Annotated in this window: 18 protein-coding genes and 1 tRNA gene; 9 read left to right on the forward strand and 10 right to left on the reverse strand. The window is 70.8% G+C overall.

Features of this window, described 5'->3' with window-relative positions; translation table 11 throughout:
- The first annotated feature begins 43 nt into the window (after positions 1 to 43).
- The 7 genes from AC068B_RS25595 to AC068B_RS25625 all read left to right on the forward strand — a co-directional run bounded on the left by AC068B_RS25595 (position 44) and on the right by AC068B_RS25625 (position 4,254).
- Positions 44 to 724: a DUF2637 domain-containing protein gene (locus tag AC068B_RS25595; RefSeq protein WP_478673978.1), complete on the forward strand. Its 681-nt coding sequence runs from the start codon at positions 44 to 46 to the stop codon at positions 722 to 724.
- 30 nt (positions 725 to 754) lie between these two features.
- Positions 755 to 946: a mobile element transfer protein gene (locus tag AC068B_RS25600; protein ID WP_478673979.1), complete on the forward strand. Its 192-nt coding sequence runs from the start codon at positions 755 to 757 to the stop codon at positions 944 to 946.
- Positions 947 to 960: 14 nt separating this feature from the next.
- Positions 961 to 1,155 carry a hypothetical protein gene (locus AC068B_RS25605; RefSeq protein ID WP_205034603.1) on the forward strand — a complete coding sequence of 65 codons (195 nt, stop codon included), beginning with the start codon at positions 961 to 963 and terminating at the stop codon, positions 1,153 to 1,155.
- 25 nt (positions 1,156 to 1,180) lie between these two features.
- Positions 1,181 to 1,426, forward strand: coding sequence for a SpdD protein (locus AC068B_RS25610; protein ID WP_478674172.1), 246 nt, complete (start codon positions 1,181 to 1,183; stop codon positions 1,424 to 1,426).
- Positions 1,427 to 1,584: 158 nt separating this feature from the next.
- Entirely contained in the window at positions 1,585 to 2,880 is a 1,296-nt protein-coding gene (locus AC068B_RS25615) for a replication initiator (protein ID WP_478673980.1), read from the forward strand.
- Positions 2,873 to 3,085 carry an excisionase family DNA-binding protein gene (locus tag AC068B_RS25620; protein WP_030788957.1) on the forward strand — a complete coding sequence of 71 codons (213 nt, stop codon included), beginning with the start codon at positions 2,873 to 2,875 and terminating at the stop codon, positions 3,083 to 3,085. Before AC068B_RS25615 ends, AC068B_RS25620 begins: the two co-directional genes overlap by 8 nt.
- Entirely contained in the window at positions 3,085 to 4,254 is a 1,170-nt protein-coding gene (locus tag AC068B_RS25625; RefSeq protein ID WP_478673981.1) for a tyrosine-type recombinase/integrase, read from the forward strand. The genes AC068B_RS25620 and AC068B_RS25625 overlap by 1 nt, the downstream gene beginning before the upstream one ends.
- Positions 4,255 to 4,304: 50 nt before the next feature.
- On the opposite strand, the gene AC068B_RS25630 is transcribed toward AC068B_RS25625, so the two are convergent.
- Positions 4,305 to 4,378: transfer RNA gene (locus tag AC068B_RS25630), tRNA-Gly, on the reverse strand.
- A 552-nt stretch (positions 4,379 to 4,930) separates the two neighbouring features.
- On the opposite strand from AC068B_RS25630, the gene dcd reads away from it, so the two are divergent.
- Both dcd and AC068B_RS25640 read left to right on the forward strand, forming a co-directional pair.
- Positions 4,931 to 5,506 (forward strand): dCTP deaminase, encoded by a 576-nt coding sequence (dcd, locus tag AC068B_RS25635; RefSeq protein WP_055565996.1) that lies wholly within the window; start codon positions 4,931 to 4,933, stop codon positions 5,504 to 5,506.
- An 8-nt stretch (positions 5,507 to 5,514) separates the two neighbouring features.
- A complete protein-coding gene (locus tag AC068B_RS25640; protein WP_478673982.1) occupies positions 5,515 to 6,012 on the forward strand; it encodes a phosphoribosyltransferase in 498 nt (165 codons plus the stop codon).
- Between the two features lie 86 nt (positions 6,013 to 6,098).
- Here AC068B_RS25640 and AC068B_RS25645 read toward each other — a convergent pair whose 3' ends face one another.
- From AC068B_RS25645 to AC068B_RS25685, 9 genes are all read right to left on the reverse strand, one after another.
- On the reverse strand, positions 6,099 to 7,076 hold the full coding sequence (locus tag AC068B_RS25645; RefSeq protein WP_478673983.1) for a Yip1 family protein: 978 nt from the start codon (positions 7,074 to 7,076) through the stop codon (positions 6,099 to 6,101).
- A gap of 141 nt (positions 7,077 to 7,217) precedes the next feature.
- On the reverse strand, positions 7,218 to 8,681 hold the full coding sequence (locus AC068B_RS25650; RefSeq protein WP_478673984.1) for an FG-GAP-like repeat-containing protein: 1,464 nt from the start codon (positions 8,679 to 8,681) through the stop codon (positions 7,218 to 7,220).
- 103 nt (positions 8,682 to 8,784) lie between these two features.
- Entirely contained in the window at positions 8,785 to 10,272 is a 1,488-nt protein-coding gene (locus AC068B_RS25655) for an FG-GAP repeat protein (protein WP_478673985.1), read from the reverse strand.
- Positions 10,273 to 10,551: 279 nt separating this feature from the next.
- Positions 10,552 to 12,015: an FG-GAP-like repeat-containing protein gene (locus AC068B_RS25660; protein ID WP_478673986.1), complete on the reverse strand. Its 1,464-nt coding sequence runs from the start codon at positions 12,013 to 12,015 to the stop codon at positions 10,552 to 10,554.
- Between the two features lie 84 nt (positions 12,016 to 12,099).
- Positions 12,100 to 13,494 (reverse strand): FG-GAP and VCBS repeat-containing protein, encoded by a 1,395-nt coding sequence (locus tag AC068B_RS25665; protein ID WP_478673987.1) that lies wholly within the window; start codon positions 13,492 to 13,494, stop codon positions 12,100 to 12,102.
- Between the two features lie 152 nt (positions 13,495 to 13,646).
- Positions 13,647 to 15,047: an FG-GAP-like repeat-containing protein gene (locus AC068B_RS25670; protein ID WP_478673988.1), complete on the reverse strand. Its 1,401-nt coding sequence runs from the start codon at positions 15,045 to 15,047 to the stop codon at positions 13,647 to 13,649.
- 1,462 nt (positions 15,048 to 16,509) lie between these two features.
- On the reverse strand, positions 16,510 to 16,683 hold the full coding sequence (locus tag AC068B_RS25675; RefSeq protein ID WP_478673989.1) for a DUF397 domain-containing protein: 174 nt from the start codon (positions 16,681 to 16,683) through the stop codon (positions 16,510 to 16,512).
- 17 nt (positions 16,684 to 16,700) lie between these two features.
- Positions 16,701 to 16,889, reverse strand: a complete 189-nt coding sequence (locus AC068B_RS25680; protein WP_478673990.1) for a DUF397 domain-containing protein — start codon at positions 16,887 to 16,889, stop codon at positions 16,701 to 16,703.
- A gap of 3 nt (positions 16,890 to 16,892) precedes the next feature.
- Positions 16,893 to 17,744, reverse strand: a complete 852-nt coding sequence (locus tag AC068B_RS25685; protein ID WP_478673991.1) for a helix-turn-helix domain-containing protein — start codon at positions 17,742 to 17,744, stop codon at positions 16,893 to 16,895.
- Positions 17,745 to 17,892: the final 148 nt, after the last annotated feature.

Genomic DNA, 17,892 nt, shown 5'->3' on the forward strand with positions numbered 1-17,892 from the left:
CGTCCCTACCCCTGCCATGCCTGAATCCGGAAGGAGCCGCAGCATGCGCGCCCAACTGGCCCGTATCGATGCGGTACTCGTCCAAGCCGTCATCGCCGCCGCCCTGTCCTTCGCCCACCTGCACGACGTCGCCTCGGCGGCCGGACAGGACGGGTGGAAAGCGTGGGCCTATCCAGTCTCGGTCGACCTGCTGCTCGTCGCCGCCTGGCGTCGACTGCGGACCGGTGAGGCCAAAGCCGCGGGCTGGTGCTGGTTCGTCATTGCGCTCGCGGCCTCTCTGGGCGCGAATGTCGCCACCGCCGGTCTGCTCGACCTGAACTATGTGCCGTCCTGGCTCCGCATCCTCGTCGCGGGCTGGCCTGCGGTCGCCTTCCTCGGCGGCACTCTCCTCGCTCACTCGACGCCGACCCGGCACGAGGTGACCGAAGAGGACGGCCGAGAGCCCGAGCGCATCGACGACCAGGAGGACGGCGACCAAGAGGACGACGACCAGGAGGACGCGCCCGATCCCACACCGGAGCTCCCGCCGCCACCGGCCACCGAACCCGCGCCCACCCCGACCCCTCCAACCCCCGTCTCCGTCCCGGCCGCCCTGGTCGAGCACGCCCGCAAAGTCGCCACCGAGCACCACACCCGTACCGGCACGGCCATCGACACCACGACCCTGCGCGCCCGCCTCGGCGTCCCGATGCCCATGGCCGACGCCATCGCCGCTCAGCTCTGAAGGCTCGGAACCTTCCGAAGGGAGATCCACATGAGCGCCAACCGCCGCTTCCGCTCCGTCGCCCGCATCGGTCCCGTCCAGATCGGCACGTCGTACGACGGCCGTGGCCGCGAGAAGCACACCGCCGCCTGCACGGCCCCGCGCTGCGGCTTCTCCGCCGACTACGACAGCCGCGCCGCCGCCGAGCTGGCCGCCCGTACCCACCGCTGCTCCGCCCGCTGAAAGGACCCGCCTCCGTGACCGTCAGCCTGCCGCTTGTGTTCGTCCTCGGCCTCTTCGCCTGGGGAGCGGTCAAGTTCCTCGGCGTCCGCACGTGGATCGTCGTGGTGATCGCACTGTTCGGCTTCTGGCTCTCGCACACCTTCATGGCCCCGGCCATCGAATCCGGCACGCGCTCCGGCGTGGACGTCGTAAACGGCTCACATGACTAGACGAGTAGGTAAGGAGAGCTTCGCCGTGTTCCTGCCCAAGTACCCCGACAGCCCGACGCCGCCGCCCGTCCACCACCACACGGTGGCCGACCCGACCCCCATGCGGCGGTCCGCGCCTCAGATCTCCATCACGAGCGGGGCGGTCGTGGCCGTCCTCGTCGGCGGCGTCGTACTGACCGCGCTCCTGGCCGCCGTCGCCGTCACGGCCATCTCCGTCGCCGTGTGCGCAGTCGTCATCCGCTCGATGCTCCGCGACCAGCGTCGTCGCTAGCGCTACTGCCAGACCCCCGGGGCGGCCCTGATACCGCCAAGCATCCGCCGCCCCGGGGGCCCTGTCCCTCCTGACCGAAGCCAGAAGGAGAAGCCATCATCACCCGCACCACCCCGCCCCCGCTCAGCGAACTCGGTCAACTGGCCGCAACCGGCACCATGCCCGCGCTCCTGCGTCAGCTCTCCGGCCTCGGCGGCTGCACGCACCCGATCCGCCTCGACGGCCACCGCACCGAGCACACCGTCAACACCCGGACGGGCGAGATCGGCAACCTCGTCCACCACCTCGACTCGGCCACCCTCCCGGCCGGTCACCTCCTGGTCCGCTGCAACAACCGCCGTACGACCCGCTGTCCGGCCTGCGCGGAGGTCTACCGCCGCGACACCTTCCACCTGATCACCTCCGGCCTGCGCGGCGGCAAGGGCGTCCCCGAACGCGTCGCCGCCCACCCCCGCGTCTTCGCCACCTTCACCGCCCCCGGCTTCGGCCCGGTCCACAACCGCCCCACCGGCCCGACCCGGACAGTGCGCCCTTGCCGCTGCGGCATCCTCCACGACCAGGACGACACCGTCCTCGGCACCCCGCTGAACCCGGACACCTACGACTACGAAGCAGCCGTGCTCTGGAACGCTCACGCGGGCCTGCTCTGGCGGCGCTTCTCGATCTACCTCCGCCGGGAGGTCGCCAAGCGTGCGGGCCTCACCCAACGTGCCTTCCGCGAGTACGCCCGGGTCTCCTTCGCCAAGGTCGCCGAGTACCAGAAACGCGGTGCGGTCCACTTCCACGCGGTCATCCGCATCGACGGCCCGGCCGGAGGCGACAGCCCGCCCCCGGCCTGGGCAACCCCCGAGCTGCTGACCGACGCCATCCGCGCCGCTGCGACCGCTGCCCGCGTGGATGGCCCGGTCATCGACAACCGCGCGCACACCTTCACCTTCGGCCGCCAACTCGACGTACGCACCATCCGATCCGCCGACTTCGACGGCGGCCATGCGCTGACCGAACGGGCCGTCGCCGCGTACATCGCCAAGTACGCGACCAAGGGCGCGGAGACTGCCACGGGTGCGCTGGACCGCCCCCTCAAGTTCCTCGCCGAACTCGCCCAGCTCGACATCAGCGACCACGCCCGCCGCATGATCCGCACCGCATGGACCCTCGGTGCACGCAAGGAACTGGAAGAACTCCGGCTCCGGGCCTGGGCCCACATGCTCGGCTTCCGCGGCCACTTCTCGACCAAGTCCCGCCGCTACTCCGTGACTCTTGGCGCGCTCCGCGACGCCCGAGCCGAATGGCGCCGAGCCCAAGCCGTCACCGACGACCATGCCGCCCCGGACTCGACCCTCGTCCTCGCCCACTGGGTCTACGCCGGAACCGGCCTCACCGACGCCGAAGCCTGGCTTGCCGAAACCCTCGAACCCGCCCCCGGAACGGAAGGGGAACCCACCCGTGGCTGAGCGTCACCTCTCCGTCGACCAGGTCGCCGAGCTGCTCGGCACGACGGCCCGCTTCCCGCGTCGGCTCATCGAGGAGCGACGCATCCGGTACGTGAAGGTCGGCCGCCATGTGCGCATCCCGGAAAGCGCGGTCGAGGAGTTCATCACCTCCCACACGGTCGAGCCGATCAAGCGGTCTCGTGCTCGCTACGGGAGGGCTGCCTGATGGCGAACAGCAGGGGGAGGCGTCGCCGCTTCGGTGCGATTCGGCGGCTGCCGTCCGGCCGCTACCAGGCGCGGTACCCGGGGCCGGACGGAGTCATGCGCCCGGCACCGTCCACCTTCGAGACGACGGCCGACGCCGATGACTGGCTGGCCGAGAAACAGACGGAGATTCGCAGGGGCGATTGGCGAGACCCGGAGGCCGGGGCCGTCAACCTTCGCGCCTACGCAGACAAGTGGGTCGAGGAGCGCGAACTCAGCGTGCTCACGCGCGACCTGTACCGGTACCTCCTGGACCGCCACATCCTCCCGACCTTCGGTGATGACGACCTCGACGAGATCACCGCGCCCCGCGTCCGCACCTGGCGCACCGAGCGTCTCCGCACTGGCGCCAAGACGGCGACCGCCAAGGCGTACCGCCTCCTCAAGGCCATCATGGAGACCGCCGTCGACGACGACCTGATCCGCCGCAACCCGTGCCGGATCAAGGGCGCTGGTGCCGAGAAGGCACAGGAACGGCCTACGGCTACCGTCGCGCAGGTCGATGCCCTCGCCGAAGCGGTCGGCATGCGGTGGCGTCTCATGGTCTACCTCGGCGCCTACGGCCCGACTCGCCCCGAGGAACTGGCCGGGCTCCGCCGCCGGGACGTCGACCTCGACGCTCTGCGCATCACGGTGCGGACGGCCGAACCTGAGAGGACGAACGGGCGACGCGCGCCCGGCGACACCAAGTCGGACGCCGGTACCCGCACGATCTACCTGCCCGCGTTCCTGGAGCGTGAGGTCCGCTGGCACATGGAGTCGTTCGCCGAGGAGGGACCGAACGGCCTCGTCTTCGTCGGTGATCGGGGAGCGCCATTCCGGCGGAGCACCTTCGGCAAGTACTGGCGCAGGGCGCGCACGGTCGCTGGTTTGCCGGGCAACTTCCGGTTCTACGATCTCCGCCACACCGGACACACCCTGTCGACCCGATCCGGTGCGACCTTGAAGGACACGATGGTCCGCGCCGGGCAGTCGTCCGAGAAGGCGGCGATGATCTACCAGCACTCCGAGGAGGAGCGTCAGCAAGAGGTCGCCGGGATGCTCGATCGGAGTGTTCGGAAGGCCCGCCGGGCTGTGGCACGGAAGCCGGATGATCAGGCATCTGGCACAGATGTGGCACGCGACGACTGAGAGAAGGCGGACAGCAAAAAGGCCCGGGTCGATGACCTGGGCCTTCTTCATGGAGCGGGTGACGAGAATCGAACTCGCACTCTCAGCTTGGGAAGCTGATGTTCTACCACTAAACTACACCCGCGAAAGACGCCGTAGGAACCGGTGTCGAACGTCGCACACTCTACCTCATCCCGGGCCCCCGGCGCTCTCGCCGCGGGGCCCGAGCGCTGTCCGGGAGGTGGATGCGCCGTGCGTCCGCAGGGAGTTGGGGCGTACCGTGGATCGCGGTCGTGCCGCTTGGATGGACGCCCCTTTCGTACCGTAATGTGGCCTTTCGTCGTCGGCTCGGAGACGAGCGAGAGACGAGTTGGTACGGGTATGTACGAGCTCACCTACGACTGGGGAAGGGACTCAAGGACTTGATGGAGCGCACCGTCGTCCGATGTGCCGAAGGGCACGTGTTCAGCACCGCTTCGTTCCCGATGCAGCAGGCGGACCGGCTCGGTCCCGGTCGGCTCATCCGGTGTCCGCGATGTGCCAGGCTCCGGCACGCCGTGCCGGTGACCTTGCAGAGGCGGTAGCGAACTCAAGCAGACGCAAGCAGACGCAAGCAGACGCAAGCAGACGGAAGCAGTTCGGCGCGCGGGTCCTGTCCGATTGGGGAGGGCCCGCGCGCTCTGCGTATCCTCGGTGCGTGCTTCTCTCAGACAAGGACATCCGGGCCGAGATCGACTCCGGACGGGTGCGGATCGACCCGTACGACGAATCCATGGTGCAGCCCTCGAGCATCGACGTGCGGCTGGACCGCTACTTCCGGGTGTTCGAGAACCACCGCTACCCCCACATCGACCCCTCCGTCGAGCAGGCCGACCTGACGCGGCTCGTGGAGCCCGAGGGCGACGAGCCGTTCATCCTCCATCCCGGGGAGTTCGTGCTCGCGTCGACGTACGAGGTCATCAGCCTGCCGGACGACCTCGCCAGTCGGCTCGAGGGCAAGTCCAGCCTCGGGCGGCTCGGGCTCGTCACGCACTCCACCGCCGGGTTCATCGACCCGGGATTCAGCGGACACGTGACCCTCGAGCTGTCGAACCTCGCCACGCTGCCGATCAAGCTCTGGCCGGGCATGAAGATCGGGCAGCTCTGCATGTTCCGGCTCACCTCGCCCGCCGAGGCCCCCTACGGGTCGGAGCGGTACGGGTCGCGTTATCAGGGACAGCGGGGCCCCACCGCCTCCCGGTCCTTCCTCAACTTCCATCGGACACAGGTGTGACATCCAGCATGAGTGACGTGCGCGAGAACCTTACGTACGAGAAGTTCGGCGGCGCTGTGCGCGATCTCGCGCAGACGATCGCCGACGACGGGTACCAGCCCGACGTGATCATCTCCATCGCCCGCGGTGGCGTCTTCGTCGCGGGCGGGCTCGCGTACGCACTCGACTGCAAGAACATCCACCTGGTGAACGTGGAGTTCTATACGGGGGTCGGGACCACCCTCGAGATGCCCGTCATGCTCGCCCCCGTGCCCAACGTCATCGACTTCACCGACAAGAAGGTGCTGATCGCCGACGACGTCGCCGACACGGGGAAGACGCTGAAGCTCGTCCACGACTTCTGCCTCGACCACGTCGCCGAGGTGCGGTCCGCCGTCGTCTATGAGAAGTCGCACTCCCTCGTGAAGTGCGAGTACGTGTGGAAGCGCACCGACGAGTGGATCAACTTCCCTTGGAGTGTCGAGCCGCCCGTCGTGAAGCGTGCGGGTCAGGTTCTCGACGCCTGACGTGAGTATGTGAGTACGTGAGTAAGGGCCCGGCGGACAGTTTTCGTCCGCCGGGCCCTTACCTATGCGCGCTCTGCGCGTACGTACTAGAACGTGCCCAGCTTGATGATCGACAGGATCGCCAGCAGCTGGATCGTCGACGCGCCCAGCGCCTTCGGCCACGGCAGGTCGTGGGACTTGCTGACCATCGTCGTGAGCAGCGCGCCCGCCGCGATCCAGGTCGCCCAGCCGAGCAACTGCACGAACGGCTGGCCGCCGCCCAGGAACATCGCCACGACCACGCGGGGCGCGTCCGTCAGCGACATGATCAGCATGGAGAGGCCGACCGTCGGCTGCCAGGCGCCGTCGCCGCCGAGCTGGCGGGCGAGGGTGTGCGTGACCACGCCCAGGATGAACGCGCTGATGGTGATCGCGATGCCGGTGGTGAGGACGAAGGGGACCGCCGACGACAGCGTCGCGTTGATCGCGTCCTCGCGGGCGTCGTCGAAGCCGAAGATCGCGAGCGCGCCGTAGAGGAACGTGACGATGAGGGCGGGGCCCCACATCGCGTAGTCCCGCATCTGGAAGAAGGTGGGACCGGGACGCAGTACGACGCCGCGGAGCAGGTCCTTCCAGTGCAGGCGCGGGCCCATGGGGGCGGCGCTCGCCTGGCCTGCGCGGTAGGTATCGCTCTGGTTGTACGGGTCCTCGCCGATGGAGAAGGCCTGAGTGCTCCCGGGGTTGTTGGCCGCGTACGGGTCATAGCCGCCCTGCGGACCACCGTGGCCGTGGCCGCGGTCGTCGGGGCCGCCGAAGTACTCCGGCTCGCCGTGGTTGCCGCCGCCCGCCTGGGGCCACTGCTGGTTGCCGCCGCCACCCCCGCCGTACTGCCGCGCGCCGCCCCCGCCGTACTGCTGCGGGTGTTGCGGGTGCTGCGGGTTTTGGGGGCCCGACGGCGCAGGCGGGTAGCCGTACGGCTGCTGCCCTCCCTGGGGGGCCTGCTGTCCGTACGGCTGCTGCCGCGCTTGTTGTTGCGGTCGCGGGGCGCGGTTGTCCCGGCCGCGTCCGATCCTGAATCCAGCCACGAATCGAACGTACCTGGTCTTCAGGGGTGGGGTCGTCCCTCCTCGGGAGGAGACGTGCTTTGCGGCCGACCTGTGACAACCCCTAGGGGTACCCGGAAGGGTCCTACTGGATACCCGTCCTACCGGACACCCGTACGAGTTCTAGCGGGCCAGCGACGCTCCGTACGTCAGCGGGCCCGAAGACGTCGGCAGACCCAGCGAGTTCGGGGTGACGACTGACGCGCCCGTCGTGCCGGTCGCGAGGTGCGGGAGGTTCCAGACGCCGCCCGCCGACGCGTTCTCGCCGGGCGCGGCGGCCGAGAGGTCCGGGCTGCCGTCGCCGTTGTGGTCCGCGAAGCCGAGCGCCGCGCCGAACAGGTCGCCCGCCTCGGCGCCGCCCGGGACGCCGGGGGAGTTCTGCTGGTACGAGACCGCGCCCACCGCCTTCCCGTCCTCGGTGAGGATGCCCTTCGCGCCGCCCTTCAGGACCGTGATCGCACCCGCGCGTGCCGCGCCGCCGATGGCCTCACCCGGGGCGCCCGCGATCAGGTCGTCCTTGCCGTCGCCGTCGATGTCCGCGGCGGCGAGGGCGTTGCCGAAGTCGTCACCCTTCTCGGCGACACCCGGGACCCCCGGAGTGTCCTGGTTGAGGGTCTGGCCCTCCCAGACGAGGCCGTCGCCGTCCCCGTAGTGGATGTGGATGCCGCCGCCCTTGGTGAGCTCTTCGGGGCCGCACGGGTCGTCGATGTTCTCGTCGGCGATCTCGCGGCAGTTGCCGAGGGCGAGGTCGTCGTGGCCGTCGCCGTTGAAGTCGCCGGTGGCCAGCGCGTTCGCCGCGCTGTTGTCGCTGCTCCAGGTCAGGCCGAACCGCGTCTCTTCCTTGAGGTAGCGGAAGAGCTGGACGTGGGACTGGGTGTAGGGCTGGTTCTGTGTGTAGAAGGCGACGGCCAGCTCGGGGTGGCCGTCGGAGTCGAAGTCGCCGGTCGTCATGACGGGGGCGCGGCCGCCCATGCGGTCGCCCATGAGCGGGTCGGTCCGTGCGGCGAGGGGGTTGTAGTTGACGACGACCTGGTCCTTGCCGCCGATCGCCAGGTCGACGTCCGTGTTGCCGGTGAAGTCGGCCGCGGTCAGGGCGTTTCCGTATGCGTCGCCCGCCTTCGTGCCGCGGGCCGCCGTGTTGGCCAGCGCGAAGCCGTCGCCGGTGCCGTACAGGACGGTGACGGAGCCCGCGTCCGCCTTGGCGTCGATGTCCTCACCGGGAGCGCCGATGACCAGGTCGGCGTACTTGTCGTCGTCGATGTACGCGGTGGTGACGGCGGCACCGAAGCGGTCGCCGGTCTCCGGGGTGCCGGGGACCTCGACGGTGGCCTGTGTGATGCGCCGTACGTTGCTCGACCCCGGGCCGCCCTCGCCGCCGAAGACGACGCTCACGTAGCCCGCCTTGGCCTTGCCGTCGACGGTGCCGCCGGGCACGCCGACGGCGAGGTCCGCGTATCCGTTGCCGTCGAAGTCACCGGTGACCCGGGAGGGCGCGGCGGTCGCGGTCGTCGTGAAGGGGAGGGTCAGGCCGGTCGCGGCCAGGACGGTCGCCGCGGCCAACGCCAGGGTGTGGGTACGTGCGCGCATGAGGGCTCCGGGGGGGGGAGGAGGGAGGGGGCGGAGGGGCTGGGACGGGCCCGCACCGGCGGTGCGGGCCCGGTGTTCAGGGGGGCGGGGTGACCCGTGGGGATCAGTCCGAGAAGTTCGCGCCGAGCCGCGGCGTCCCCGTCGCCGAGATCCCCACCGTCGACGTGTAGACGCCCGACGAACCGGTGAGGGTGCCGTTCGGCTTGCTGGTCAGGGGATAGAACGCGCCGTTCGTGCTGTTCTCGCCGTACGCGCCCACCGTGACGTCGCCCCGCCCGTCGCCGTTCAGGTCGTCGACGTGGACGTCCGAGCCGAAGAAGTCGTACTTCTCGTTGGAGTTGGGGACGCCGGGCGTGTTCTGGTCGAGGAAGACCGCACCGGTCGTGGAGAGGCCCGAGCCGTCCGCCTTGCCGTAGATGACGGTGACCGAGCCCGCGTCCTTCACGCCGTCGAGGTCCTCGCCCGCCGCGCCCACGACCAGGTCGAGGTTGCCGTCGCCGTTGACGTCGCCGAGGTCGAGCTCGGTGCCGAAGGAGTCGCCCTTCTCACCCGTGCCGGGCACGCCCGCGCTGTCCTGGGTGAAGACCTGCGTGTCGCCGTACGGGCCGTTCGCCGCGCCGTGCACGACGTGCACCGAGCCGCCCTTGTGCGCGCCCGCGATCTCGTCGTCCCACTCCAGGCCGATGACGATGTCGCCGTAGCCGTCGCCGTCCGTGTCGCCGACGTCGGTGATGGTGCCGCCGGGCAGCCGCTGCTGGTGGGTGGTCTTGAGGCCGCCGGAGGTGCCGGGGACCCAGAGGTTGGCGTTGTAGTTGTCGGCGGTGGAGTAGCCGTCGACGATGAGGTCTTCCCTCTTGTCGCCGTTCACGTCGCCGGAGTGCAGGTTGAAGGGGCCCGCGCCCTCCCCGCTGTGGATGGCGGGCTTGACCGTGTAGCGGCTGCTGCCGGTGCCGCTGGTACGGGAGATCTTGCCGTTCAGGACGTCGATGGTGGCCGCGCCGGAGCGGGCGCCGATGGCGAGGTCGGCGTCGCCGTCGCCGTCGAAGTCGCCGGCCTCGATGGGCCCGCCGAAGAAGTCGTGGCTGCCGGGGCGCGGGTCCTTCACCGTCGTACCGCCGAAGAGCCCGTTCGCGGAGCCCCACAGGATCTGCGCGGTGCCGCCGTCCTTGTCGCTGCCGACGTCCTCGCCGGGGGCGGCGACCGCGAGGTCGTCGAAGCCGTCACGGTCGAAGTCGCCGTACGCGGTGTCGTAGCCGAAGGTGTCGCCCGTCTCTGCGGAGCCGGGGACGCCCGTGCTGTTCTGGCTGAAGGTCTTGTGGCGCAGGGTGCTTCCGCCGTACGTGACGACGACCTGGCCCGCCCCGCTCTTGCCGCCGACGGTGGCGCCGGGCGCGGAGGTGGCGAGGTCGGCGACGCCGTCGCCGTTGAAGTCGGCCTCGTGCGAGGGCAGCGGCTCGGCGGGTGCGGCGGATGCGGTGGCGCCGGTGACGGCGAGCAGTCCACCGGTCAGCGCGGCCGTGGCGGCCGTCGCGGCGGCGAGCCGCGAGCGTCTGGAGCGGGCGGGGGCGGAGGTGCGCTTGTGCTTGGCCATGCGGTTCTCCTGCAGCGTGCGGGGATGCCTGGCGGGCATCCGCAGTCGATGGGGTGCGACGGGCGAGTTCACCGGGCATTGGCCCGGGCGTCACGCCGCGGTCGGCGAAGGAGAGACCGCCGGAGGGGAGTAAGGGTTGTACGGACGGGCTGAGTTGGGAGTTCAGCCCGTCCGGTGTCCTGGGAATTCAGCCCGTCCGGCGTTTGAGGACGAACTCGGCGAAGCCGGTGATTCAGCGGTGCGGAGTCCTACGGTGCGGGATGGCCGACGGCGCCCGACCTACCGACCCAGAACCATCCCGTACTCCCGCGCCCCCGCGAGACCGAGCTTCCCCGGCGTCACGGACGTGACCGCAGGACGCGGGCCGCCGTCCTTCGGGGACTGGGCGTACCAGACGCCGCCCTTCTGGCCGTCCTCGCCGGGCGCGCCCACCGCGGCGTCCGGGTAGGAGTCGCCGTTGTAGTCGCCGGTCGCGACGGACGCGCCGAGGTGGTCGTCCGCCTCCGCCGTGCCCGCGACGCCCGCGGTGTTCTGGCTGAAGGCGGGGCCCGTCAGGGGCTTGCCCGCGCCGCTGGAGGCGAGGAGCCAGTACGTGCCCGCGTTCTTCACGGTGCCGACGGCCTCCGCGTCCGCGCCGACGACCAGCTCGTCGCCGCCGTTCCGGTCGAGGTTGCCGACGGCGAGCTGCGCGCCGAAGTTGTCGTCGGCCTCGGCCGTGCCGCCGACCTCGGGCGAGGCCTGGGTGGTGCACGCGGTACCGCCGTCGCCGAGGGCGCCGCCCTTCTTGCCGTGGACGGTGAGGATCGCGCCGCCGAGCCGGTCCTCGCAGTTGGTCTTCTCGGACTCGGGGTTGGGCTGTACGTTGCCGACGGCGAGGTCGGTCGTGCCGTCCCCGTCGAAGTCGCCGGTGGCGAGCGCGCTGTCCGTGCGGTCGCCGGTGGCCCACGTCTCCTTCCACTCGCCCGTCGCGCGGTTCAGGACGGTCGTACCGCTGATCTCCATGCCCCGGTACGAGACGGCGAGTTCGTCGCGGCCGTCCCCGTCGAAGTCACCGGAGGCCAGGGCGGTGGCGTCCGTGAAGTGCCAGCCGGTGACCCGGGAGACCTTGGCGGGCGAGCCCGCGGTGAACGGTCCCGGCCGCGTCACGACCGAGCCGACCTCGTCGAAGTGACGGTTGAAGGCGATGTCCTTGTTGCCGTCCTTGTCGAAGTCGCCGGTGGCGAGCTGTGCTCCGAACCGGGAACTGCCGAAGTCGCCGTTGGCCGCGGTGAAACCGCCCTTGAAGCCGCCCGCACCGCCCCAGACGACCGCGACGGTCCCGACGCTCAGGCCGACGGAGGTGTCCTCCTCGGGCGCGCCGACGATCAGGTCGCTGTAGCCGTCGCCGTTCATGTCGTCCGATGCGACGGCGAAGCCGAACGCGTCGCCCGCCTCGGCGGTGCCGGGCACCCCGGACGTGGACTGGCTTACCGTGGTCGACCCGTGCTTGCCGAGGCCCGACGCGCCGCCCCAGACGACGTTGACGTATCCGGCCTTGGCCTTGCCGTCGACGGTCGCGCTCGGCACGCCGACCGCGAGGTCCACATAGCCGTCGCCGTTGTAGTCGCCGCGGATCTTCGAGGGGGCGTCGGCGTGCGCGGGGGCGGCGGAGGCGTTGGCCGCGGTCAGGCCGGTGACGCCGAGGGCGGTGGCGGCGCAGAGGGCGCCCGCCGCGAGGAGCTTGTTGCGTGCGTGCGTGGACATAGAGACGCCTCCAACGAGGTGTGGTAGTGCGGTAGTTGCTGGGAAAAAAGCAGGAGAGTGGGAGAGCGGGAGACCGGCCTCGGGTCAGCGCAGTGCGCGACCGAAGCCCGCCCCCGTGCCGCCGACCCCGAAGTCCGTGCCGTTGAACGAGGCCGCGGAGGACGTGGTCAGGCCCGTCGACGTGCCGCGCAGGACCCACACGGCGCCGACGTCCCGCGTCGTGCCGATGTCCTCGCCGGTGGCGCCGGTGGCCAGGTCGGCCTTGCCGTTCTTGTTGATGTCCTTGAGGCGGACGGACGTACCGAAGTGGTCGTCCTGCTCGGCGACGCCCGGCACGCCCGCGGTCTCCTGGTGCCAGGCACGGCCCGAAGTGAGGGCGCCACGCACGGACTTGAGCAGGGTCACGCTGCCGCTGCCGGACACCCCGTCGACCGTCTCGCCGGGCGCGCCCACCGCGAGGTCCGCGAGGCCGTCGCCGGTGACGTCGCCCGCGGAGACGGCCGCGCCGAAGCCGTCGCCCGCCTCGTCGGCGCCGGGCACGCCCGCGCTGTCCTGGGTGTAGGACACAGGGGCGCCGAACTTGCCTTCGCCGCCGCGCCGCACGGTGACCGAGCCGCCCTTGCCGCCCGCCGCGTCCTGGGAGTTGCCGGTGATCAGGTCGTCGTAGCCGTCGCCGTCGACGTCGCCCGCGGTGGCCGCGTCGCGCGTCGCCGTCGGGTCGCCGCCCTCGGCGATGACCTCGGCCTGATAGCCGTAGTCACCGACGCCGCCGTTCATGTGGGCGGTGTAGGCACCACCGTCCGCGCGCTCGCCGTACAGGACGAAGCCGACGCCGTCCTTGTACTTGAAGTTGCCGGAGATCATGCCGTCCAGGCGGACGCCCTCGGGCAGGAAGTCGACCTCGAGGCCGAGCGCGCGGCCGTCCTCGCCCGAGCCGGAGTAGTAGTACCAGTTGTCGCCGCTGATGACGGCCAGCTGGGGCGAGCCGTCGTAGTCCAGGTCGGTCCAGACGGCGGCCTCGCCGAAGCGGCCCGAGGTGTCGGCCGGGGAGTTCAGGGCGCGGCCGCCGGAGGTGAAGACCCTCTTGCCGCCGTAGACGATGGAGACGGAGCCAGACGGCTTGCCCGTCACCTTCTCGCCGGGGGCGCCGACGATCAGGTCGGCGAAGCCGTCGCTGTTCACGTCGCCGCTGATCACGTTCTCGCCGAACTCGTCCTCGGGCTCGGTGGCGCCGGGCACTCCGGAGGTCTCCTGGGTGACGGTGACGGACCGTCCCTGCGACACCCCGCCCGCCGAACCAAACGTCACGGTAACGGAGTTGGAGTCGGGAGAACCGATCGCGAGGTCGCGGTAGCCGTCCCCGTTGAAGTCGTCCTTCAGGGCGGAGGCGGCGCTCGCCGTACCGGCCATGGGTAGCGTGAGCCCCGCGGCCGCGAGGGCCGCGACGGTGGCGGTGACGGCCAGGCTTCTTACGCGCACGTGGGTCTCCCGGAAGTGAGCCTTGGGATGAGCCTTTGGGTATGGCTTCCGAGGGGTGTGACTCGTGAGGCGTACGAAGGGTTGTGTGCGGGGAGTTGCGCGGTAGCCGTCAGATGAACGGCAGTTGGTCAGACAGATGGTCAGACCGTTGATCACTCCCCGCTCAGCGCCAGGAACTCCGCCGTGGAGAACGTCACCCGCGGGTCGCGCGCCACGAGGTCGCCCTTGCGGCCCGGGTACACGGCCACGATGTCCTGGCTGTCCCCCCGGTACGTACGCACGACCAGGTCGGCCCGCTTGTCGCCGTCGAAGTCCGCGACCTTGAGGACCTGGGCCGTGCCCTTCTTCAGCGGCCGGACGAGCGCGGTGGCGTTGGGCGCGAGCTCCGACGTACGGCCGCGGAAGACCCGCACGTCCCACGCGCCGCCCCCGGACCCGCTGCCCGCGCCGCTTACGACCAGCTCGCTCAAGCCGTCGCCGTCGAGGTCACCCGTGTCCACGGCCACGTCCTTCGCCTCCATGGAGCCGCGCAGGGTGCCCGGCACGTCGTAGCGCAGGGCGATGCCCGTCGGTGAGGCGATGGCCGCGTCCATGCCCTTGCCCTCGCCGAAGCGGCCGAAGGCGATGTCCTTGCCCGCGGGGAAGAGCACGCCGGTCTCGTCGGGACCCTGGGGGCCGCCCATGACGAGGGCACCGGCGGCGGCACCCTGCGCGTTGGCGGCCTTGCGCACGAGCACGTCGTCGTAGCCGTCGCCGTCGATGTCCGTGGCGCGGCCGGTCACGAGGTTGTTGCCGGGCGCGGTGACGGGCTTGCCCGCGGCGCGCGGGGCGCCGCTCCGCTTGAACGGGCCGCGCAGGAAGGTGAGCCGGGCGCCGCTCGCGTGCAGTACGAGGTCGTCGGCGCCGTCCCCGTCGAAGTCGCCGCAGACCGGCTGGTCCGGCCAGTCATTGCCGAAACGTGCCTGCGTGGGCACCTTGAGCTTTACGGCCTTACCGACCAGCCCCTTCGGCGAGCCGAAGAGGATCTGCAGCGGCACGGGGGGCTGCCCCTGCCCGTCGTACGGCGGATCCGTCGACACGATGAGATCGCTGAAGCCGTCCTCGTCGAGGTCGCAGGAGGCCTCGGAGTCGAAGGCGGCGGGCAGCTGCCCCTTCGTACGGGCACCGTTGGCGTGGGCGCTCACGAGTTGCCGCGCGCCGGGGGCGAGCCCGCCCTTGCCTCCGTAGACGATCCCGATGCCCGCGTCGTCGCCGTGGTCGGGGTGCACGAGGTCGTCGAGTACGAGGTCACGGGCGCCGTCCCCGTTGAAGTCGTCCTCGACCCTGTTGCCCCTGCCGCCCTTGCCTCGCGGGACGGGCTGTTGGGCGGCGCCCTTGCCCGCCATGCTCACGGGCTTGTGCGAGGCGTCACCGGACCCGGTGTCGTCGTCGTGGCTGCCGCAGCCCGAGAGGAGGAGCGCGCAGCTCACGGCGGTGGCCACCGCGACGGACCCGCCGCGCCACATGCCTCGTCCCGCGCCCCGTCCCGCGCCCCGTACCCCGGCATTCCGCATGCCCCTCACCCACCCCGAACGCCACAGTCGACAACAACCAGCCCATGATGCTCCCGCTCCCCTCGCGGGAGGAGTCCGAGGCGGTCCCGTTTCCATCACGCCGGGGCGCGAGCGTGTGGTTTGGGGCGGGTTGTCGGCGACTTCGGCGGGCCTGCGCCGTTTGGCCACCGGGGCCGCCCGGCTTTTCCGGAGTGTGGCGGTTCCGGGCCGGAAGTAAAGGGCGCTCCTGCGTCGCGTCGGCTGCGCCGATTCCGCTGCGCTCCACCCTTGACTCCCGCCCCTCCACCGCACGTGAACTTTGACCCGGACGGCCAGGGGTGGGGGCTACGGGTCCGGCTGGGATGGGTCATCCCCTCGCGCTGCCGGGTGCGGACCGGCCCAACGTGAGTCACCCTCACCGCACGCGTGCGGCCTCGCTGCCCGGGTCATCGGCTCTCGCGGCCGGGTGCGGTCCGGCCCATCGTGCGTCGCTCTCACGGTTTGGGGTGGGTCAGCCGCTCTCGTCGCCGGGTGCGGCCCGGCCCATCGCGCCTCGCCGTCACCGTCACCGTCGCGGTTGGGGTGTGGGTGTGGGTGCGGCATGGCGTGCGGGCGGCGACCGCCCCGCCCGAAGCACCACCAGCCCTCGGCCCTGGGCCCCGGGCCCTCCGGCACCTACTTTGGGAAAGTTGCGAACCGACCCGCCGCGCGCCCCCTTCCCGCACCCCGCGCGCCGTCCCGCCCACCACTCATCTCCCGCATCCGGCAGGGCAAGCCCGCATGCGCGGGGGCCGCATGGGGCTTGGATGGGGGGCGCGCGGCGATCCCCTTCGCAACTTTCCCAAAGTAGGTGCCGGAGGGGGCGGCCCGACCCAACCACCCGCTCCCACCTCGCCCATCCGGCAGGGCACGCCCGCATGCCCGGGGCGCATCGGGCATGGGTGGGGGGCGCGCGGCGGGTCGGTTCGCAACTTTTCCAGAACAGGTGCCGGAGGGCCCGGGGTCTGGCGGCCCATCGGCAGATCGACCGTCGCTCCCGCCCACGATGGGCCGGTCCGCACCCGGCAACGAGAGCTGCTGACCCGACCCGAACCGTGACACCCGCTCACGTTGGGCCGGTCGGCACCCGGCCGCGCGAGCGGATGGCCCGAGCGGCGAGGCCGCGCGGCTGGCCGAGCCGCGACCGTGGCCCACACACCCGTTGGGCCGGTCCGCACCCGGCAGCGCGAGGGGATGACCCATCCCAGGGGTCCCCGTAGCCCCCACCCCTGGCCGTCCGGGTCAAGGTCTGCGTGCGGTGGAGGGGCGGGAGTCAAGGGTGGAGCGCAGCGGAATCGGCGCAGCCGACGCGCAGCGCAGCGGAGCGCCCTTTACTTCCGGCCCGGAACCGCCACACTCCGCAAAAAGCCGGGCGGCCCCGGCGACCATCCAGTGCGGGCCCTCGAAGTCGCCGCCTTGCCGGGGCCTGGACCGTGGCACCCACTCACGGAGTCAACAGCTTCCTGAGGAGGGCGGAGAGGGCGGCGGGGGTGAGGGTGAGTGTGTGGTCGGGGGCGTCGCTCTCGCGGAGGAGCAGGTTGGTCTCGTCGCGGGCGAGTTCGATGCACTCGTTGCCGTCGGCGCCAGCGGAAAACGAGGACTTCTGCCAGTGGGTCATGGCCCACACCGCCTTGGTCATTTGCGGGTCACGTCCGGGTGCGTAGCGTGCGATATCAGAGCGGAGAGGGCGTTGGGGGTGAGGGCGAGCCTGCGGTCTGGGGTGTCGCTTTCGCGGAGCAGCAACCCGTGCTCCCCCTTGGCCAGTTCGATGCACTCGTTGCCGTCGCCGCCCCCGGAGAACGAGGACTTCTGCCAATCGGGCACGGCTTAGAACTCCTTCAGCACGCGGTGGATCAGGTCCTGCGAGGGGCCTGGTTCAAGGGCCATCGCCTCTACCTTACGGAAGAGTGTTCGCATGGACAGGAGCTGGGCGGCGGCATCGATGAAGGAAGAGCCATACGGTGCATCACGCTGAACGGTGTCCAAGGCAGCTACCGGGCCGCCTGCGTAGAACAGCGTGGTTCCCGCCCCCGCGAAGCCGTCGACATCGAACGGCACCACGCGCACGGTGACGTTTGGCATCTCTGACTTGCGGAGGATTTCCCCGAGTTGGGCACGGCTGACGCCACGGTCGGCGACGCGGGTCTGCAACACGCTTTCATGCAGGACGGCGATGTACGGCGCCGCCCCTTCACGATCGAGCACTGCTGCACGACGCAGTCGGTGTTCCACTCGTGGGGTTAGCTCGCTGTCCGGGAGCTCAGGGCGCCAGAAGGCGAATACCGCCCGCGCGTAGTCGGCGGTCTGGAGCAGGCCGGGAACCTGCGCGGTACCGATGACGTGCATGAAGTGTGCGTGATGTTCCAGCTCGGCCAGGTCCAGGAACGCCGGGGGCAACACGCCCCGGAAAGTTTCCCACCACCCGCGCGTGGTGTCGGCGGCCATGTCTGCCAGGCAGGCGACCAACTCGGCGTCCGCGCAGGCGTAATGCGCCGCGAGCCGACGCACCCGCTCCTCGTTGATCCCCGCGTTGCCCGCCTCGAACTGGCTCATCTGCGCCTGCTTGACCCCGAGCAGCCCCGCGGCCTCACCGGACGAGAGCCCGGCGCTCTCCCGGAGTTTGCGCAGCTCAGCTCCGAGGCGCCGCTGTCGGGCGGTTGGCTGAATCCTTGCTGGCACGCGACTGCTACCTCCGCCAACGACCGTGTTCGAACGTGGGGTTGATGCACCCCATTCGGGTGTCAGGCTACGCGAGCGACTTGCGGGGGAGAATATTTTAGCCCTACCGTCAGTGACGCGTCGCACACGCTGAGGTCCCGGACCAACG

Source organism: Streptomyces sp. NPDC042371, assembly GCF_056437465.1.

Coding starts and splice junctions, on each gene's coding strand:
- AC068B_RS25640 (WP_478673982.1), top strand. CDS start 5,515: ATGAGTGACGTGCGCGAGAACCTTACGTACGAGAAGTTCGGCGGCGCT.
- AC068B_RS25670 (WP_478673988.1), bottom strand. CDS start 15,047: ATGCGGAATGCCGGGGTACGGGGCGCGGGACGGGGCGCGGGACGAGGC.
- AC068B_RS25595 (WP_478673978.1), top strand. CDS start 44: ATGCGCGCCCAACTGGCCCGTATCGATGCGGTACTCGTCCAAGCCGTC.
- AC068B_RS25650 (WP_478673984.1), bottom strand. CDS start 8,681: ATGCGCGCACGTACCCACACCCTGGCGTTGGCCGCGGCGACCGTCCTG.
- AC068B_RS25675 (WP_478673989.1), bottom strand. CDS start 16,683: ATGACCCACTGGCAGAAGTCCTCGTTTTCCGCTGGCGCCGACGGCAAC.
- AC068B_RS25660 (WP_478673986.1), bottom strand. CDS start 12,015: ATGTCCACGCACGCACGCAACAAGCTCCTCGCGGCGGGCGCCCTCTGC.
- AC068B_RS25615 (WP_478673980.1), top strand. CDS start 1,585: ATGCCCGCGCTCCTGCGTCAGCTCTCCGGCCTCGGCGGCTGCACGCAC.
- AC068B_RS25655 (WP_478673985.1), bottom strand. CDS start 10,272: ATGGCCAAGCACAAGCGCACCTCCGCCCCCGCCCGCTCCAGACGCTCG.
- AC068B_RS25600 (WP_478673979.1), top strand. CDS start 755: ATGAGCGCCAACCGCCGCTTCCGCTCCGTCGCCCGCATCGGTCCCGTC.
- AC068B_RS25625 (WP_478673981.1), top strand. CDS start 3,085: ATGGCGAACAGCAGGGGGAGGCGTCGCCGCTTCGGTGCGATTCGGCGG.